At 55.0% G+C, this 17,923-nt stretch carries 15 protein-coding genes and 2 tRNA genes; 15 read left to right on the top strand and 2 right to left on the bottom strand.

Annotated features, from left to right (window positions below; all coding sequences use genetic code 11):
* Positions 1-48 precede the first annotated feature (48 nt).
* Both gppA and rhlB read right to left on the bottom strand, forming a co-directional pair.
* On the bottom strand, positions 49-1,533 hold the full coding sequence (gppA, locus tag IM265_RS15600) for a guanosine-5'-triphosphate,3'-diphosphate diphosphatase (RefSeq protein WP_047366695.1): 1,485 nt from the start codon (positions 1,531-1,533) through the stop codon (positions 49-51).
* 6 nt (positions 1,534-1,539) lie between these two features.
* Entirely contained in the window at positions 1,540-2,808 is a 1,269-nt protein-coding gene (rhlB, locus tag IM265_RS15595; protein WP_028014815.1) for an ATP-dependent RNA helicase RhlB, read from the bottom strand.
* Between the two features lie 144 nt (positions 2,809-2,952).
* On the opposite strand from rhlB, the gene trxA reads away from it, so the two are divergent.
* The 15 genes from trxA to IM265_RS15520 all read left to right on the top strand — a co-directional run bounded on the left by trxA (position 2,953) and on the right by IM265_RS15520 (position 17,883).
* On the top strand, positions 2,953-3,282 hold the full coding sequence (trxA, locus tag IM265_RS15590) for a thioredoxin TrxA (RefSeq protein ID WP_006179218.1): 330 nt from the start codon (positions 2,953-2,955) through the stop codon (positions 3,280-3,282).
* Between the two features lie 344 nt (positions 3,283-3,626).
* Positions 3,627-4,886: a transcription termination factor Rho gene (rho, locus tag IM265_RS15585; RefSeq protein ID WP_008501566.1), complete on the top strand. Its 1,260-nt coding sequence runs from the start codon at positions 3,627-3,629 to the stop codon at positions 4,884-4,886.
* Positions 4,887-5,128: 242 nt separating this feature from the next.
* Complete coding sequence (wecA, locus tag IM265_RS15580) at positions 5,129-6,232, top strand: UDP-N-acetylglucosamine--undecaprenyl-phosphate N-acetylglucosaminephosphotransferase (protein WP_048959810.1); 1,104 nt, start codon at positions 5,129-5,131, stop codon at positions 6,230-6,232.
* A gap of 13 nt (positions 6,233-6,245) precedes the next feature.
* Complete coding sequence (wzzE, locus tag IM265_RS15575) at positions 6,246-7,292, top strand: ECA polysaccharide chain length modulation protein (RefSeq protein ID WP_193032090.1); 1,047 nt, start codon at positions 6,246-6,248, stop codon at positions 7,290-7,292.
* A gap of 56 nt (positions 7,293-7,348) precedes the next feature.
* Positions 7,349-8,479, top strand: a complete 1,131-nt coding sequence (gene wecB / locus IM265_RS15570) for a non-hydrolyzing UDP-N-acetylglucosamine 2-epimerase (protein ID WP_136484747.1) — start codon at positions 7,349-7,351, stop codon at positions 8,477-8,479.
* Positions 8,476-9,738 carry a UDP-N-acetyl-D-mannosamine dehydrogenase gene (wecC, locus tag IM265_RS15565; protein ID WP_193032088.1) on the top strand — a complete coding sequence of 421 codons (1,263 nt, stop codon included), beginning with the start codon at positions 8,476-8,478 and terminating at the stop codon, positions 9,736-9,738. The genes wecB and wecC overlap by 4 nt, the downstream gene beginning before the upstream one ends.
* On the top strand, positions 9,735-10,412 hold the full coding sequence (gene rffC / locus IM265_RS15560) for a dTDP-4-amino-4,6-dideoxy-D-galactose acyltransferase (protein ID WP_193032086.1): 678 nt from the start codon (positions 9,735-9,737) through the stop codon (positions 10,410-10,412). Before wecC ends, rffC begins: the two co-directional genes overlap by 4 nt.
* Before the next feature lie 4 nt (positions 10,413-10,416).
* Complete coding sequence (rffA, locus tag IM265_RS15555) at positions 10,417-11,547, top strand: dTDP-4-amino-4,6-dideoxygalactose transaminase (protein WP_041911819.1); 1,131 nt, start codon at positions 10,417-10,419, stop codon at positions 11,545-11,547.
* Position 11,548: 1 nt separating this feature from the next.
* Positions 11,549-12,799, top strand: coding sequence for a lipid III flippase WzxE (gene wzxE, locus IM265_RS15550; protein WP_045260999.1), 1,251 nt, complete (start codon positions 11,549-11,551; stop codon positions 12,797-12,799).
* On the top strand, positions 12,796-13,875 hold the full coding sequence (locus tag IM265_RS15545; protein ID WP_193032084.1) for a TDP-N-acetylfucosamine:lipid II N-acetylfucosaminyltransferase: 1,080 nt from the start codon (positions 12,796-12,798) through the stop codon (positions 13,873-13,875). The genes wzxE and IM265_RS15545 overlap by 4 nt, the downstream gene beginning before the upstream one ends.
* Positions 13,872-15,224 carry an ECA oligosaccharide polymerase gene (wzyE, locus tag IM265_RS15540; protein WP_028014806.1) on the top strand — a complete coding sequence of 451 codons (1,353 nt, stop codon included), beginning with the start codon at positions 13,872-13,874 and terminating at the stop codon, positions 15,222-15,224. Before IM265_RS15545 ends, wzyE begins: the two co-directional genes overlap by 4 nt.
* A gap of 12 nt (positions 15,225-15,236) precedes the next feature.
* Positions 15,237-15,977 carry a lipopolysaccharide N-acetylmannosaminouronosyltransferase gene (wecG, locus tag IM265_RS15535; protein ID WP_045631338.1) on the top strand — a complete coding sequence of 247 codons (741 nt, stop codon included), beginning with the start codon at positions 15,237-15,239 and terminating at the stop codon, positions 15,975-15,977.
* A 197-nt stretch (positions 15,978-16,174) separates the two neighbouring features.
* Complete coding sequence (locus IM265_RS15530; RefSeq protein ID WP_136484752.1) at positions 16,175-17,560, top strand: amino acid permease; 1,386 nt, start codon at positions 16,175-16,177, stop codon at positions 17,558-17,560.
* 102 nt (positions 17,561-17,662) lie between these two features.
* Positions 17,663-17,739: transfer RNA gene (locus IM265_RS15525), tRNA-Arg, on the top strand.
* A gap of 68 nt (positions 17,740-17,807) precedes the next feature.
* Positions 17,808-17,883 (top strand) — tRNA-His (locus tag IM265_RS15520).
* Positions 17,884-17,923: the final 40 nt, after the last annotated feature.

Here is a 17,923-nt window from a genome sequence, read left to right as displayed (position 1 = left end):
TGAGTAGGCCGGGTAAGGCGAAGCCGCCACCCGGCAGTGTTCAGCGTATTACTTCACCTCAAGCACCCAGTGCACATAGCTCTGCCACTGGCACTCCTGCTCGATCATCTCAGCCCCAAGCGGGTGATTCTCAATCCAGTTTTCCGGCAGCGTCAGCGTCAGCTTCTCATCATCGGCTAGCAGATTAATGGCGGGTAACAAATCATCGCGGCGGCGGCTGGCAAACAGAATTGCCAGACGCAGCAGACGACACAGATGCTCGGCCACGCGCGGCGGTACGGCATTTTGCTGATGCAAAGAGGAGAGATCGACGGCGTTGGTCTGGTTCAGCAGTAGCGTTGCCAGCAGCTTTTTCTGTGCGGGCGTGTAGCCCGGCAAATCCAGGTTGCGCACCAGATACGCTGCGTGAGCAGGTGCTTGCTTAAAATCTATGCTGAGCCCCACCTCGTGCAGCGCACAGGCGCTCAGCAATAAATCGCGGCTCAGATGATCAAGATCCCAGGCGTTAGCGACCTGGTCGGCAAAGCGTGATGCCAGCTGTGATACGCGGCCAGCCTGATCGATATCAACCAGAAAACGACGCTGGACGTTGCGCAGCGTACGGTTGCGGATGTCCTGATCCACCGACAGATGCAGCATGCCGTAGACCAGACCTTCGCGCAGCGCGCCGCCGGCCAGGGTCATACACTGGATATTTAGTTCGGTGAATATGGCGATCAGAATGGCCAGCCCGCTTGGGAAAACCAGGGCTCGTTCCAGCGTCAGGCCTTCAATTTCCAGCTCTTCCAGACGTCCGCACTGAATGGCACGCTGTTTAAGCTGCTGAAGTTTGGCAAGCGTGATCCGCTCGTCCATGCCCTGCGCCATCATGATTTCCTGCAGGGCCTGCACGGTACCCGAAGCCCCGACGCAGACTTTCCAACCGTGATAGCGCAGTTCGTCCATTACCGGGCGTAGCACTGCGCGCGCGGCGTTTTCCGCCTCGTCGAAGTTCTCTTTACCCAGATTCCGGTCAGTAAAGTAACGTTCAAGCCAGGTCACGCAGCCCATCGACAGGCTGAACAGCGACGTCGCCTGCGCGCCGGTGCCGGTTACCAGTTCGGTACTGGCACCGCCGATATCTACCACCAGACGGCGATCGTCACCCCCGGTGGTGTGGGCAACGCCCTGGTAGATCAGGCGTGCTTCTTCTTCACCGCTGATAACCTGAACCGGACACCCCAGAATTTCCTGCGCTTTGGCAATAAAATCTACGGCGTTAACCGCCAGTCTGAGCGTCGCTGTGGCGACAACGGTGATTTGAGCATGCGGGATATCCTGCAGACGCTCAGCAAAGAGCCGCAGGCACTGCCAGCCACGTTCCATGGCTTCAGGCGAGAGGTAATTATCACTGCTCAGGCCCGCCGCGAGGCGGACCTTGCGCTTAATGCGCGTCAGCGTTTGTATGCTTCCCGCCACCTCACGCACAACCAGCATATGAAAACTATTCGAACCGAGATCAATTGCCGCATAGAGCGAGGTGGAGCTGAGCATAATGTATTAACCTGAACGACGACGATTACGCGGTGCGCCGCCTGAACGACGCGGACCATTGCCGGAGCGCGGGCGGGATAGACGCTTAGGCGGCGGCAGTTCGCTTAACAGCGCTTCCGGATTGTATTTACTCTGCGGAATAGAGTGACCGATGTAGGTCTCAATGGCTGGAAGATTCAGCGCATACTCTTCACACGCAAGGCTAATCGAGTGACCGCTTGCGCCCGCACGACCAGTACGACCGATACGGTGTACGTAGTCTTCGCAGTCGTCTGGCAGATCGTAGTTAAAGACGTGCGTCACGGCTGGAATGTGTAAACCACGTGCCGCCACATCGGTTGCGACCAGAATATCAAGATCGCCACGGGTGAACTCGTCGAGGATACGAAGGCGTTTTTTCTGCGCCACGTCGCCGGTCAACAGGCCAACACGGTGACCGTCGGCAGCCAGATGGCCCCAGATGTCTTCACAGCGGTGTTTAGTGTTCGCGAAGATAATGGCGCGATCGGGCCACTCTTCTTCGATCAACGTTTGCAGCAGACGCATTTTCTCTTCATTGGAAGGATAGAAGAGCTCTTCTTTAATGCGGTGGCCCGTTTTCTGCTCCGGCTCCACTTCCACATACTCGGCGTTGTTCATCTGCTCGAACGCCAGTTCGCGTACGCGATAAGAAAGGGTGGCAGAGAACAGCATGTTCAGGCGCTGATTTGCCGGCGGCATGCGGCGGAACAGCCAGCGGATATCTTTAATGAAGCCCAGATCGTACATGCGGTCAGCTTCATCAAGCACCACAACCTGGATGGCACCGAGGTTGATATGGTTCTGTTTGGCGTAGTCGATAAGACGGCCGGTGGTCCCAATCAGGATATCCACGCCGCTTTCCAGCACTTTCAGCTGCTTATCGTAGCCGTCGCCGCCATAGGCCAGGCCAAGCTTCAGGCCAGTAGCCTGTGCCAGGGGTTCAGCGTCTGCATGGATCTGTACCGCCAGTTCTCGCGTCGGGGCCATAATTAGCGCGCGCGGCTGGTTAACTTTGCGGTCTGCAATCGCTGGGTGAGAAAGTAAATAATGGAACGTTGACGTTAAAAACGCCATCGTTTTGCCGGTACCGGTTTGCGCCTGCCCTGCAACATCGCGACCGGCCAGCGTCAGCGGCAGGGCGAGAGCCTGAATGGGCGTGCAGTTATGAAACCCTTTTGTTTCAAGGGCTTCGATCACTTTTGGGTGCAGGGCGAAGTCGGAAAACTTCTGTTCTGTTAAATGTGTTTTGCTCATAGTGTGGTAGAATATCAGCTTACTATTGCTTTACGAAAGCGTATCCGGTGAAATAAAGTCAACCTTTAGTTGGTTAATGCGACATCAACACGTCGTTGGTGGAGACAAAACCAACGTACCAGGCTTATTCCTGTGGAGTTATATATGAGCGATAAAATTATTCACCTGACTGACGACAGTTTTGACACGGACGTACTTAAGGCTGACGGGCTGATCCTCGTCGATTTCTGGGCTGAATGGTGTGGTCCTTGCAAAATGATCGCCCCGATTCTGGATGAGATCGCTGACGAATATCAGGGCAAACTGACGGTTGCCAAGCTGAACATCGACCAGAACCCGGGCACCGCACCGAAATACGGTATCCGTGGCATCCCGACCCTTCTGCTGTTCAAAAACGGCGAAGTGGCGGCGACCAAAGTGGGCGCGCTGTCCAAAGGTCAGCTGAAAGAGTTCCTGGACGCTAACCTGGCGTAAGGTTTCTCCGCTGTGCGTCCAGAGCCCCCGGCTAAATGATGTGGAACTCTGGACGCCCGGCTGAAGTCGTGCTAAGTTAGCTATGACTTCGTTTTAAACATATCTATTGTTTGAATCTTGTTTTACCCGATACTTCCCTTTGTTGACATGAACAATGCGTGAAGTGGCTAAATTCCGGGCTTGTCACTCAATCCGTCTTGTCGTTTCAGTTCTGCGTTCTTTCCCTGTGACCAGACAGCGAACAGACATGAGGTGATGGCCGCTAAACAGGCATGGATGACCCTGCCATACCATTCACAACATTAAGTTCGAGAATCACTCCGAGTTTAAGAACCCACACCATTATGAATCTTACCGAATTAAAGAATACGCCGGTTTCTGAGCTGATCACTCTCGGCGAAAATATGGGACTGGAAAACCAGGCTCGTATGCGCAAGCAGGACATCATTTTCGCCATCCTGAAGCAGCACGCTAAGAGTGGCGAAGATATCTTTGGCGACGGTGTGCTGGAGATATTGCAAGACGGATTTGGTTTCCTCCGCTCTGCAGACAGCTCCTACCTCGCCGGCCCTGACGACATCTACGTATCCCCCAGCCAAATCCGCCGTTTCAACCTCCGCACTGGTGACACCATTTCAGGTAAGATTCGTCCTCCTAAAGAGGGTGAACGCTACTTTGCGCTGTTGAAAGTCAATGAAGTTAACTTCGATAAACCAGAAAACTCGCGTAACAAGATCCTCTTTGAGAACTTAACGCCTCTGCACGCGAACTCTCGCCTGCGCATGGAGCGTGGTAACGGTTCTACCGAAGACTTAACCGCGCGCGTCCTGGATCTGGCATCGCCAATCGGTCGCGGCCAGCGTGGTCTGATTGTGGCCCCGCCAAAAGCGGGTAAAACCATGCTGCTGCAGAACATCGCGCAGAGCATTGCCTACAACCACCCAGACTGCGTGCTGATGGTGCTGCTGATTGACGAACGTCCGGAAGAAGTGACCGAGATGCAGCGTCTGGTTAAAGGTGAAGTGGTTGCTTCTACCTTCGACGAGCCAGCATCTCGCCACGTTCAGGTTGCGGAAATGGTTATCGAGAAGGCGAAACGCCTGGTTGAGCACAAGAAAGACGTGATCATCCTGCTTGACTCCATCACCCGTCTGGCGCGTGCCTACAACACCGTGGTGCCAGCTTCCGGTAAAGTGTTGACCGGTGGTGTGGACGCTAACGCCCTGCACCGTCCAAAACGCTTCTTCGGTGCGGCACGTAACGTGGAAGAGGGCGGCAGCCTGACCATCATCGCAACGGCGCTGATCGATACCGGCTCCAAAATGGACGAGGTTATCTACGAAGAGTTTAAAGGTACAGGTAACATGGAACTGCACCTCTCTCGTAAAATCGCAGAAAAACGCGTCTTCCCGGCTATCGATTACAACCGTTCCGGTACGCGTAAGGAAGAACTGCTCACCACGCAGGAAGAGCTGCAGAAAATGTGGATCCTGCGCAAAATCATCCATCCAATGGGTGAAATTGACGCGATGGAGTTCCTCATTAACAAACTGGCGATGACCAAAACCAACGACGATTTCTTCGACATGATGAAGCGCTCGTAACGTAAATAAAGCCAGCGAACGCCACGTTTTTACGTGGCGTTTTTCTTTTATGGACTATACGCTAGTATCGCCTACTCCCAATTTTGACCGGTCAGTGCGACAATAAGACCGTTTGTACAGTCAAAGTAATAATTGTTTGAAAAATATACAAAGGGAGTTGTAGGAAGCCGTCTTTATTACTTCTGAGATAATGGCTTCATGGTTATACTTCCGGGACTAACATTTGTTGAGAGCAATCCATTGTGAATCTATTCACCGCCGTTACTGAACTGATCAGCATTTTTTTATTCACAACCTGTTTTTTGTTCATCGCGCGCAAGGTGGCAAAAAGAATAGGGTTAGTGGATAAACCCAATTTTCGTAAACGCCATCAGGGGCTTATTCCTTTAGTTGGCGGGATTTCTGTATATGCAGGGATTTGTTTCACGTTTGGTATTGCTGATTATTATATTCCGCACGCCGCCCTCTACATTGCCTGTGCCGGCGTCCTGGTATTAATCGGGGCCCTGGATGACCGCTTCGATATCGCGGTAAAGATACGTGCCACCGTTCAGGCGGCCATTGGCGTGATTATGATGGTAGTCGGCGGGCTGTATCTGAGAAGCCTTGGCTATGTGTTTGGCCCCTGGGAATTAGTTCTGGGTCCCTTTGGCTTCTTCCTGACGCTTTTTGCCGTCTGGGCGGCGATTAATGCTTTCAATATGGTTGATGGTATCGACGGTCTGCTCGGTGGCTTGTCATCCGTATCGTTCGCCGCCATCGGCATTATTTTGTGGTTTGATGGTCAGTACAGCCTGGCAATGTGGTGTTTTGCCATGATTGCCGCCATCTTGCCTTATATCCTCTTAAACCTTGGCGCGCTGGGTCGTCGCTATAAAGTGTTTATGGGGGATGCGGGCAGTACGCTAATCGGTTTTACCGTTATCTGGATTTTGCTGGAAACCACACAAGGTCAAACTCACCCAATCAGCCCGGTAACCGCCCTGTGGATTATCGCCATTCCGTTAATGGATATGGTGGCGATTATGTACCGCCGTCTGCGTAAAGGGATGAGTCCTTTCTCTCCCGATCGTCAGCATATTCATCACCTCATCATGCGTGCCGGTTTTACTTCACGTCAGGCGTTTGTCCTGATTACTCTGGCCGCCGCGATTTTGGCCGCAATTGGTGTAGCTGCAGAATATTCTCATGTTATTCCTGAATGGGTAATGTTGGTATTATTCTTGCTGGCATTTTTCCTGTACGGCTACTGCATTAAGCGCGCATGGAAGGTGGCACGGTTCATTAAACGTCTTAAGCGCAGGATGCGTCGTAACAGTGCCAAAAACACAACATTAACTAAGTAAAACCGGGACTATGATGACTCAACCGTTGGCGGGAGCGAAATCAGTGGTAACAGAGAATGAACTGGACATTCGGGGTTTGTTTCGCGTGTTATGGGCAGGCAAACTTTGGATTGTGGGGATCGCGCTGGGGTTTGCACTGTTAGCGCTAGCCTACACGTTCTTTGCAAAACAGGAGTGGAGCGCCACGGCAATCACGGACAGACCCACGGTTAACATGCTCGGAGGATACTACTCCCAGCAGCAGTTCCTGCGAAACCTGGATATTAAAGCCAGCCTTGCCACCCCGGACCAGGCTTCCGTTATGGATGAGGCCTACAAAGAGTTTGTGATGCAGCTGGCCTCGTGGGATACGCGCCGCGATTTCTGGTCCCAGACAGATTACTTTAAGCAGCGTCGGGTTGATAACACCAAAGCCGATGCCGCGCTGCTGGACGATCTGATTAACAATATTCAGTTCATGCCAGGCGACGTGCTGCGTAACGTCAACGACAGCGTCAAGCTGATTGCCGAAACCGCCCCGGATGCAAACAACCTGTTGCGCCAGTACGTCGCGTTTGCCAGCCAGCGTGCCGCCAGCCATCTGAATGAAGAGCTTAAAGGCGCCTGGGCAGCGCGCACTATCCAGATGAAGGCGCAGGTCAAACGTCAGGAAGAGGTGGCAAACGCCATTTTTGCGCGCCGCGTGCATAACATTCAGCAGGCGCTGAAAATTGCGGAGCAGCACAACATTTCCCGCACTGAGACGGATGTTCCGGCTGATGAATTGCCTGATTCTGAAATGTTCCTTCTTGGTCGCCCAATGCTGCAGGCGCGTCTGGAAAATCTGCAGGCCGTTGGGCCTGATTTTGATCTCGACTACGATCAAAACCGCGCGATGCTTAACACGCTTAATGTCGGTCCCTCCCTGGACCCGCGTTTTCAGACCTATCGTTATTTGAGAACGCCTGAAGAACCTGTAAAACGCGATAGTCCGCGTCGTGCATTCCTGATGATCATGTGGGGGATTGTGGGCGCACTGACGGGCGCTGGCGTGGCGTTAACGCGTCGTCGCACAAACTAAGATCGCCGTCTACGATGAAGGCTATGGCCTTCATCGCCTAATCGAAGAGAATCGATGTGAAAGTACTTACCGTATTTGGCACCAGGCCGGAGGCCATTAAGATGGCGCCTCTGGTTCATGCGCTGGCCAGCGATCCTGATATTGAAGCGAAGGTCTGCGTCACGGCCCAGCACCGTGAGATGCTCGATCAGGTCCTAACCCTCTTTTCCATCGTCCCGGATTACGACCTCAATATTATGAAGCCAGGACAAGGGTTGACAGAAATAACCTGCCGCATTCTGCAAGAGCTCAAGCCGATCCTGGAGTCATTCAAGCCCGACGTTGTGCTGGTGCACGGGGATACCACGACGACGATGGCAACAAGCCTGGCCGCGTTTTACCAGCGTATTCCCGTCGGCCATGTTGAAGCGGGTCTGCGCACCGGCAATCTTTATTCTCCGTGGCCGGAAGAGGCCAACCGTACGCTTACCGGGCATCTGGCGATGTACCATTTTGCGCCAACCGAGAACTCTCGCCAGAACCTGCTGCGTGAAAATGTCGCCGATAACAAGATCTTTGTGACCGGCAATACGGTCATTGACGCGTTGATTTGGGTACGCGATCGCGTGCTGGCAAACAGCGATCTGCAGAAAGACCTCGCTGCCCGCTATCCTTTCCTGAATAACGGCAAAAAAACCATTCTGGTCACTGGCCACCGTCGCGAAAGCTTTGGTCGGGGCTTTGAGCAAATCTGTCACGCGCTGGCTGAAATCGCCGCGCAGAACGACGATGTGCAAATTGTCTATCCGGTACACCTTAACCCTAACGTCAGCGAGCCGGTCAACCGCATCCTGGGCCACGTCGAAAACGTCCTGCTGATTGAACCGCAGGACTACATGCCGTTTGTCTGGCTGATGAACCACGCCTGGCTGATCCTCACCGATTCCGGTGGGATTCAGGAAGAAGCGCCCTCTCTTGGCAAGCCGGTGCTGGTGATGCGTGAAACCACTGAACGTCCGGAAGCGGTTAAAGCCGGGACAGTGCGTCTTGTCGGCACCAACGCACAGCTCATCGTCGAAGAGGTCACGCGCCTTCTGCACGATGATGAAGCGTATCAGGCGATGAGCCGGGCCCACAATCCCTACGGAGACGGGCAGGCTTGTGGCCGTATCTTGCAAGCACTTAAACACAATCGGGTATCGCTATGAGTTTTACTACCATCTCTGTCATTGGTCTTGGCTACATTGGCTTGCCTACTGCGGCGGCATTCGCCTCCCGTCAAAAGCAGGTTGTTGGTGTGGATATCAGCGCACGTGCGGTAGAAACCATTAATCGTGGCGAAATTCATATTGTGGAGCCCGATCTTGACCGCGTGGTGAAAGAGGCGGTTGATGGCGGCTTCCTGCGCGCCAGCACGACGCCAGTGGAAGCGGATGCCTACCTGATTGCCGTTCCAACGCCCTTTAAAGGCGACCACGAGCCCGATATGGTCTACGTCGAGGCGGCGGCAAAATCTATTGCCCCCGTGCTGAAGAAAGGGGCGCTGGTAATTCTGGAGTCGACTTCTCCCGTCGGCGCTACCGAGCAGATGGCGCAGTGGCTGGCCGATGCGCGTCCTGATTTACGTTTCCCGCAGCAGGCCGGTGAGCAGGCGGATATCAACATCGCCTACTGCCCGGAGCGCGTGCTGCCGGGGCAGGTAATGGTCGAACTGATTAAAAACGACCGGGTGATAGGCGGCATGACGCCGGTCTGTTCTGAACGCGCCAGCGCGCTGTACAAGATTTTCCTGGAAGGCGAATGCGTGGTAACCAACTCCCGCACCGCCGAGATGTGCAAGCTGACGGAAAACAGCTTCCGTGACGTTAACATCGCCTTCGCAAACGAACTGTCGCTGATCTGTGCCGATCAGGGGATTAACGTCTGGGAGTTAATCCGCCTGGCGAATCGCCATCCGCGCGTCAACATTCTCCAGCCTGGCCCAGGGGTGGGCGGTCACTGTATCGCCGTCGATCCGTGGTTTATCGTGGCGCAGAACCCGGCGCAGGCGCGCCTGATTCGCACCGCGCGTGAAGTGAACGATAGCAAACCTCACTGGGTACTGAATCAGGTTAAAGCGACGGTAGCGGATTGTCTGGCAGAGAGCGGCAAGCGCGCCAGCGAGCTGAAAATTGCCTGCTTTGGTCTGGCATTTAAACCCAATATTGACGATCTGCGCGAAAGCCCGGCGATGGAAATTGCTGAGATGATTGCCGAATGGCATAAGGGCGAAACGCTGGTGGTCGAGCCAAATATTCATGAACTGCCGGCAAAACTGGCGGGGCACTGCAAGCTGACGACGCTCAATGACGCGCTGGCGACGGCGGACGTGCTGGTGCTGCTGGTGGACCATAAAGAGTTTAAAGCGACGTCCGGTGATGCAGTGCGTCAGGAGTATGTGGTTGATACGAAAGGCGTCTGGCGTTGAGTGCACTCCACGGCGTGCTGGAATCCCTTGAGTGGGAAAGCGCATTTTTTGCCCGCCCCTCGGCGATAGTCCGCTGGCGCGAGAATGCGCCCGCCCTGCAGGAAGTGGACTTCAGCGCCTGGCAGCGCGTGCAGGCTAAGATCCCGGCGGACCGTGCCGACCTGCTTGACGCGCTCCAGCAACACGGTTTTCAACTGGTTGAAGGCGAGGTAGACCTTTCCATCACCCTCACCCGGCACGATGCGTCCGGCGCGGAAATTGCAACGGAACAGGACATTCCTGTGCTGCGCCAGATGGCGGGCCGGGCGTTTGCGCAGAGCCGCTTTCGCACGCCCTGGTATGCGCCTGACGATAGCGGACGTTTCTATGCCCAGTGGGTAGAGAATGCGGTCAAAGGTACCTTTGACCACGTCTGCCTGATTTTCCGTGCAGCGAACGGCCAGATCCAGGGATTTGTCTCGCTGCGCAAGCTTAACGAGCGCGAGGCGCGTATTGGCTTATTAGCCGGGCGCGGCATGGGGGAGAAACTCATGCAGGCGGCGCTGCACTGGGCGCAGCTGCAGCAGGTTGAGACGCTGCGGGTGGCGACCCAGGTGGGCAACACCGCCGCGCTTAAACGTTATATTGCGAGTGGTGCCAACATCGACGCCACCGCCTACTGGTTATACAGGTGACAAGATGATTCCATTTAACGCACCACCCGTCGTGGGAACCGAGCTCGACTATATGCAGTCTGCTATGGGCAGCGGCAAACTCTGCGGTGACGGCGGTTTTACCCGTCGCTGTCAGCAGTGGATGGAGCAGCGTTTTCGCAGTGCTAAAGTGCTGCTGACCCCGTCCTGCACGGCATCGCTGGAAATGGCGGCCCTGCTGCTGGATATCCAACCCGGTGATGAAGTGATCATGCCGAGCTATACCTTCGTCTCTACCGCGAATGCATTTGTCCTGCGCGGAGCGAAAATCGTCTTTGTGGATATCCGCCCGGACACCATGAACATTGATGAGACGCTGATTGAAGCGGCGATCACCGACAAAACACGTGCGATTGTGCCGGTTCACTACGCGGGCGTGGCCTGTGAAATGGACACCATCATGGCAATCGCCAAAAAGCACAACCTGTTTGTGGTAGAAGATGCCGCGCAGGGCGTGATGTCCACCTACAAGGGGCGCGCGCTGGGCACTATCGGCCACATCGGCTGCTTCAGCTTCCACGAAACGAAAAACTACACTGCCGGCGGTGAGGGCGGTGCGACGCTGATTAACGATCGTGCCCTGGTTGAGCGTGCGGAAGTGATCCGTGAAAAAGGCACCAACCGCAGCCAATTCTTCCGCGGTCAGGTTGATAAGTACACCTGGCGCGATATCGGCTCAAGCTATCTGATGGCTGACCTGCAGGCAGCGTACCTGTGGGCACAGCTGGAAGCGGCAGAGCGAATTAATCTCCAGCGCCTGTCCCTGTGGCAAACCTATTACGATGCGCTTGAGCCGCTGGCAAAAGCCGGACGCATTGAGCTGCCAACCATTCCGGCCGATTGCGTCCACAACGCCCACATGTTTTACATCAAGCTGCGCGATAACGACGATCGCAGCCAGCTCATCGCCTGGCTGAAAGAAGCCGAAATTATGGCGGTCTTCCACTATATTCCGCTGCACTCCAGCCCGGCGGGCGAAGCGTTTGGGATGTTCGCAGGGGAAGACCGTTACACCACGAAAGAAAGTGAGCGTTTGCTTCGCCTGCCACTGTTCTTCAACCTCGCGCCAGTTAACCAGCGTACGGTGATCAATACCCTTCTGAGCTATTTCGGCTGATATGTCTCTGGCAAAAGCATCGGTGTGGACCGCCGCGTCCACGCTTGTAAAAATTGGTGCCGGACTGCTGGTCGTCAAGCTGCTGGCCGTCTCATTCGGCCCCTCAGGCGTCGGGCTGGCGGGCAACTTCCGCCAGCTTGTTACCGTCCTTGGGGTGCTGGCCGGTGCCGGAATCTTCAACGGCGTAACCAAATACGTTGCTCAGTATCATGATGATGCGGCCCAGCTTCGCAGGGTAGTGGGCACCGCGTCGGCAATGGTCACGGGCTTTTCGACCCTGCTGGCGATTGTGTTTCTGCTGGCCGCAGCGCCCATTAGCCAGGGATTGTTCGGGCACACACATTATCAGGGGCTGGTGCGTCTGGTCGCGCTGGTCCAGATGGGCATTGCCTGGGCCAACCTGCTGCTGGCGCTGATGAAAGGTTTTCGCGATGCTGCCGGGAACGCGCTTGCGCTCATCCTGGGTAGCGTCATCGGCGTGATTGCCTATTATTTCTGCTACCGCCTGGGTGGCTATGAAGGCGCACTGCTTGGGCTGGCGCTGGTTCCGGCACTGGTTGTTGTGCCTGCGGCGTTCATGCTGATGCGCCAGGGCGTTATCCCTCTGAGCTACCTGAAACCGCAATGGGACAAGGTGCTTGCCAGCCAGCTGGGTAAGTTTACCCTGATGGCGCTCATTACTTCCGTCACGCTGCCGGTGGCCTACGTGATGATGCGAAACCTGCTGGCGGCGCATTACAGCTGGGATGAAGTGGGGATCTGGCAGGGCGTAAGCAGTATTTCCGATGCTTACCTCCAGTTTATAACGGCTTCCTTTAGCGTTTATTTGCTGCCAACCTTATCGCGTCTGACGTCCAGGCAGGATATTACCCGCGAAATTTTCCGCTCCCTGCGTTTTGTATTACCCGCAGTGGCGGCGGCCAGTTTGACCGTCTGGTTATTGCGTGATGTCGCCATCTGGCTGCTGTTCTCGGCGAAGTTTACCGCCATGCGCGATCTTTTTGCCTGGCAACTGGTGGGTGATGTGCTGAAAGTGGGTGCTTACGTTTTCGGCTATCTGGTGATTGCGAAAGCCTCGCTGCGGCTGTATATCCTCGCGGAGGTTAGCCAGTTTGCATTGCTGACAGCATTTTCGCACTGGCTGATACCCGCGCACGGTGCGCTGGGGGCGGCTCAGGCCTACATGGCAACCTATATCGTTTATTTCGCTGCCTGCTGCGGCGTATTTTTATTGTGGCGTAAACGCGCATGACTGCACTGATTCACATCCTGGGATCGGATATCCCACACCATAACCAGACCGTTTTGCGGTTCTTCAACGACGAGCTGGCATCGGGCAATCCTGATGCGCGCGAGTTTATGGTTGCAGGTCAGGATAATGGCCTGAGCGCGGCGTTTCCGGCGCTGACAATCACCTTCTGGCCGGATAAAGCTAGCCTGGCGAAGGCGGTTATTACCAAAGCCAAAGCGGATCGTGAGCAACGTTTCTTTTTCCACGGGCAGTTCAATACCGGCCTGTGGCTGGCTCTGCTCAGCGGGGGAATTAAACCCTCCCAGTGCAGCTGGCATATCTGGGGAGCCGATCTCTACGAAGTCTCGCGCGGCTGGAAATTCCGTCTTTTCTATCCGCTGCGTCGCATGGCGCAGGGAAGGGTGGGCCGCGTTTTTGCCACCCGTGGCGATCTGAATTATTTTGCGAAGCAGCACCCTAACGTGCGCGGTGAGCTACTCTATTTCCCAACCCGTATGGATCCGGCGCTGAACACCATGGCGAATGAAGCGGTTCGCGAAGGCAAGCTGACGGTGCTGGTGGGAAATTCCGGCGACCGCAGTAACGAACATGTCGCCGCGCTCCGGGCGGTACACCAGCAGTTTGGCGACACGGTGAACGTGGTGGTGCCGATGGGTTATCCGGCCAACAACGACGCCTACATTGATGAGGTTCGCCAGCAGGGGCTTGCGTTATTCAGCGAAGAAAATCTGCACATTCTCAGCGAAAAGCTGGAGTTTGATGACTATCTTGCGCTGCTGCGAAAATGCGATCTGGGCTATTTCATCTTTGCTCGCCAGCAGGGGATTGGTACGCTGTGCCTGCTGATTCAGGCGGGTGTACCGTGCGTGCTTAATCGTGAAAACCCGTTCTGGCAGGACATGGCCGAGCAGCATATTCCGGTGTTGTTCACCTCAGACGCGCTGAATGTCGAAGTGGTACGTGAAGCACAACGCCAGCTCACGCTGGTGGATAAAAATAGCATCGACTTTTTCAGCCCGAATTACCTCACGCCGTGGCACCGCGCGCTGCGTATCGCTTCAGGAGACAACGCATGAGTCAGTTGCAGTTTAGCGGCTTACTGGTTGTCTGGCTTCTGAGCACGCTATTTATCGCCACGCTCACCTGGTTTGAGTTCCGCCGGGTGCGCTTCAACTTTAACGTGTTCTTCTCGTTGCTGTTTTTGCTGACCTTCTTTTTCGGCTTCCCGCTGACCAGCATTCTGGTCTTCCGTTTTGACGTGAGCGTCGCGCCGCCGGAAATTCTTCTCCAGGCCCTGCTGGCGGCGACCTGCTTCTATGGTGTTTACTACGTCACCTATAAAACGCGTCTGCGACCAGCGCAGGCCGCAGCCCCGCGTCGGGCGCTCTTTACCATGAACCGGGTGGAGACCCATCTGACGTGGGTGATGCTCATGACCATCGCCCTGGTCAGCGTCGGCATCTTCTTCATGCATAACGGCTTCCTGCTGTTTAAGCTCCACTCCTACAGCCAGATTTTTTCGGCTGAAGTCTCAGGCGTGGCGCTTAAGCGATTCTTCTATTTCTTCATCCCGGCGATGCTGGTGATCTTCTTCCTTCGCCAGGACAGCAAGGCGTGGCTGTTCTTCCTGGTCAGTACGGTTGCGTTCGGTATCCTGACCTACATGATCGTGGGCGGTACGCGTGCCAACATTATCATCGCTTTCGCTATCTTCCTGTTCATCGGCATCATCCGCGGCTGGATCTCGCTGTGGATGCTGGTTGCGGCAGGGGTATTTGGCATTGTGGGGATGTTCTGGCTGGCGCTGAAGCGCTACGGGATGAACGTGGCGGGCGACGAGGCGTTTTACACGTTCCTCTACCTGACGCGCGACACCTTCTCGCCGTGGGAAAACCTGGCATTGTTGCTGCAAAACTACGACAAGATTGATTTCCAGGGGCTGGCGCCGATTGTGCGCGATTTCTACGTCTTTATCCCGAGCTGGCTCTGGCCGGACCGCCCTGGCGTAGTACTCAATACCGCGAACTATTTTACCTGGGAAGTGCTGAACAACCATTCGGGCCTGGCGATCTCGCCAACCTTGATTGGTTCCCTGGTGGTGATGGGGGGAGGCTGGTTTATCCTGCCGGGCGCGTTTGTCGTAGGGTTGATTATTAAGTGGTTTGACTGGCTTTACGTGCGCGGTAACGAAGAGACCAACCGCTATAAAGCGGCCATTTTGCACAGTTTCTGCTTTGGTGCCATTTTCAATATGATCGTTCTGGCGCGCGAGGGGCTGGACTCGTTCGTTTCGCGCGTGGTGTTCTTCATGGTCGTTTTTGGCATCTGCCTGTTACTGGCCAAACTGTTGTACTGGCTGTTCGACAGCGCAGGGCTTGTGCACAAGCGTGAGCCACAGGGCAGCACAACGCTGTCGCAAGTCTGAGTAGGGAAAGTAATGACTGATAAAACTTCTGCACCGCGCTATGCGCTTCGTGGTTTGCAGCTGATTGGCTGGCGCGACATGCAGCACGCGCTGGATTTTCTGTTCGCCGACGGGCAGATGAAATCCGGTACGCTGGTCGCTATCAATGCGGAAAAGATGCTGGCGGTGGAAGATAACGCCGAAGTCAAAAGCCTGATAGAAGCGGCTGAATTTAAATACGCGGACGGTATCAGCGTGGTCCGCTCTATCCGTAAAAAATATCCTGACGCTAATGTATCTCGCGTGGCGGGTGCCGATCTCTGGGAGCAGCTTATGGCCCGCGCTGGTGCGGAGGGTACGCCGGTGTTCCTGATTGGCGGTAAGCCTGAGGTGCTGGCCGAGACCGAAGAGAAACTGCGTCGTCAATGGAATGTTAATATTGTTGGTAGCCAGAATGGTTACTTCAAGCCTGAAGACCAGCAGGCTTTGTTTGCCCGCGTGCGCGACAGCGGGGCAAAAATCGTCACCGTGGCGATGGGGTCCCCGCGCCAGGAGATCCTGATGCGCGACTGCCGTCTGGTCTGCCCGGATGCGCTTTATATGGGCGTCGGCGGCACCTACGATGTCTTTACCGGCCACGTGAAGCGCGCGCCGAAGATTTGGCAAAATATGGGGCTGGAGTGGCTCTACCGCCTGCTCTCCCAACCCACCCGCATTAAACGACAGATTCGACTGCTTCGCTACCTCACCTGGCACTATACCGGTAAAATGTAATCAAAATGTAGCGCGATATGCTGTTCGCGCTGCAACTCACCTGCAAAACTGCTGATAATTTGTGCAATGCATTCATTTTTTTAATGCATCGTTTGCCATTTGGCCGATTTTAAGAAACCATTCGCACCGTATTTTAGTACCCCTAAAAAACAATAACCGGTATTAAGCCGGGAAACAGCAAACACAATCGAGGATCTATGGCAGAGAAACAACCGGAGCTACAGCGTGGGCTGGAAGCTCGTCATATCGAACTGATAGCGCTGGGTGGCACTATCGGCGTTGGCCTGTTTATGGGCTCCGCAAGCACCCTCAAATGGGCAGGCCCTTCCGTATTACTGGCGTATATCATCGCCGGGCTGTTTGTTTTCTTCATCATGCGCTCAATGGGCGAAATGCTCTTTCTGGAGCCGGTGACCGGTTCCTTCGCCGTTTACGCACACCGCTATATGAGCCCGTTCTTCGGCTACCTGACGGCCTGGTCATACTGGTTTATGTGGATGGCGGTGGGCATCTCTGAAATCACCGCCATAGGGGTTTATGTCCAGTTCTGGTTCCCGGACATGGTCCAGTGGATACCGGCACTCATTGCCGTGGGGCTGGTGGCGCTGGCAAACCTGGCCGCCGTGCGCCTTTACGGTGAAATCGAGTTCTGGTTTGCGATGATCAAAGTAACCACCATCATCGTGATGATTGTTATTGGCCTGGGCGTGATTTTCTATGGTTTTGGCAACGGCGGACACGCCATCGGCTTTGGCAACCTGACTGAACACGGCGGCTTCTTCGCTGGCGGCTGGAAGGGCTTCCTGACGGCGCTGTGTATTGTTGTGGCCTCGTATCAGGGCGTGGAGCTGATCGGGATTACCGCCGGGGAAGCGAAAAACCCGCAGGTTACGCTGCGTAGCGCGGTGGGCAAAGTGCTGTGGCGCATCCTGATTTTCTACGTGGGCGCAATCTTCGTTATTGTGACCATCTTCCCGTGGAACGAAATCGGCACGACGGGGAGCCCGTTCGTATTAACCTTTGCGAAGATTGGGATTACAGCAGCAGCGGGCATCATCAACTTTGTGGTCCTGACGGCAGCGCTTTCAGGCTGTAACAGCGGGATGTACAGCTGTGGCCGTATGCTCTACGCGCTCTCGAAAAATAACCAGCTGCCCGTGGCAATGAGTAAAGTCTCACGTGCTGGCGTGCCGGTAGCGGGCGTCGCGGTCTCCATTGTCATCCTGCTGATTGGCTCCTGCCTGAATTACATCATCCCTAATCCGCAGCGCGTGTTTGTTTACGTCTACAGCGCCAGCGTGCTGCCGGGCATGGTGCCGTGGTTTGTTATCCTCATCAGCCAGCTGCGTTTTCGCCATGCGCATAAAAAAGCGATCGCCAGCCATCCGTTCCGCTCGATCCTTTTCCCGTATGCGAACTATTTGACGATGGCGTTCCTGATTTGCGTATTAATTGGAATGTACTTTAATGAAGATACCCGCATGTCGCTGTTTGTCGGGCTGATCTTCCTGGCGGCAGTGACGGCCGCGTATAAGCTTTTTGGCCTGGGTCGCCGTGCCACCACGCAGAAAGTGGAGGAATAAGCGGCAAAATGTGCAAACCATAACCAAACGCGCATTTTTTTCAAAAAAGCACTAGACAGCGGGGACGGAGGTACGTAATATCCAGCCCCGCAACGGCGCTAAGCGCCCGTAGCTCAGCTGGATAGAGCGCTGCCCTCCGGAGGCAGAGGTCTCAGGTTCGAATCCTGTCGGGCGCGCCATTTTAGTTCCCGGCGCTAGAGCTGCGGTGGTCTGAGAAGTAGTCAGTACCGCGTGAAAGAATACAGTGGTGGCTATAGCTCAGTTGGTAGAGCCCTGGATTGTGATTCCAGTTGTCGTGGGTTCGAATCCCATTAGCCACCCCATTATTGAAAGAGTTGTGAATTGCGAAGGTGGCGGAATTGG

Source organism: Enterobacter cloacae complex sp. P17RS (genome assembly GCF_014895885.1).
Classification (GTDB): Bacteria; Pseudomonadota; Gammaproteobacteria; order Enterobacterales; family Enterobacteriaceae; genus Enterobacter; species Enterobacter bugandensis.
This window is presented reverse-complemented; position numbering and strand designations above follow the sequence as displayed.

What these genes read in the sequence shown, in the direction of transcription:
- wzxE (WP_045260999.1), top strand. Translation starts at nt 11,549, where the DNA reads ATGTCTCTGGCAAAAGCATCGGTGTGGACCGCCGCGTCCACGCTTGTA.
- rffA (WP_041911819.1), top strand. Translation starts at nt 10,417, where the DNA reads ATGATTCCATTTAACGCACCACCCGTCGTGGGAACCGAGCTCGACTAT.
- wzyE (WP_028014806.1), top strand. Translation starts at nt 13,872, where the DNA reads ATGAGTCAGTTGCAGTTTAGCGGCTTACTGGTTGTCTGGCTTCTGAGC.
- IM265_RS15545 (WP_193032084.1), top strand. Translation starts at nt 12,796, where the DNA reads ATGACTGCACTGATTCACATCCTGGGATCGGATATCCCACACCATAAC.
- rhlB (WP_028014815.1), bottom strand. Translation starts at nt 2,808, where the DNA reads ATGAGCAAAACACATTTAACAGAACAGAAGTTTTCCGACTTCGCCCTG.
- wecC (WP_193032088.1), top strand. Translation starts at nt 8,476, where the DNA reads ATGAGTTTTACTACCATCTCTGTCATTGGTCTTGGCTACATTGGCTTG.
- rho (WP_008501566.1), top strand. Translation starts at nt 3,627, where the DNA reads ATGAATCTTACCGAATTAAAGAATACGCCGGTTTCTGAGCTGATCACT.
- trxA (WP_006179218.1), top strand. Translation starts at nt 2,953, where the DNA reads ATGAGCGATAAAATTATTCACCTGACTGACGACAGTTTTGACACGGAC.
- wzzE (WP_193032090.1), top strand. Translation starts at nt 6,246, where the DNA reads ATGACTCAACCGTTGGCGGGAGCGAAATCAGTGGTAACAGAGAATGAA.
- wecG (WP_045631338.1), top strand. Translation starts at nt 15,237, where the DNA reads ATGACTGATAAAACTTCTGCACCGCGCTATGCGCTTCGTGGTTTGCAG.
- IM265_RS15530 (WP_136484752.1), top strand. Translation starts at nt 16,175, where the DNA reads ATGGCAGAGAAACAACCGGAGCTACAGCGTGGGCTGGAAGCTCGTCAT.
- gppA (WP_047366695.1), bottom strand. Translation starts at nt 1,533, where the DNA reads ATGCTCAGCTCCACCTCGCTCTATGCGGCAATTGATCTCGGTTCGAAT.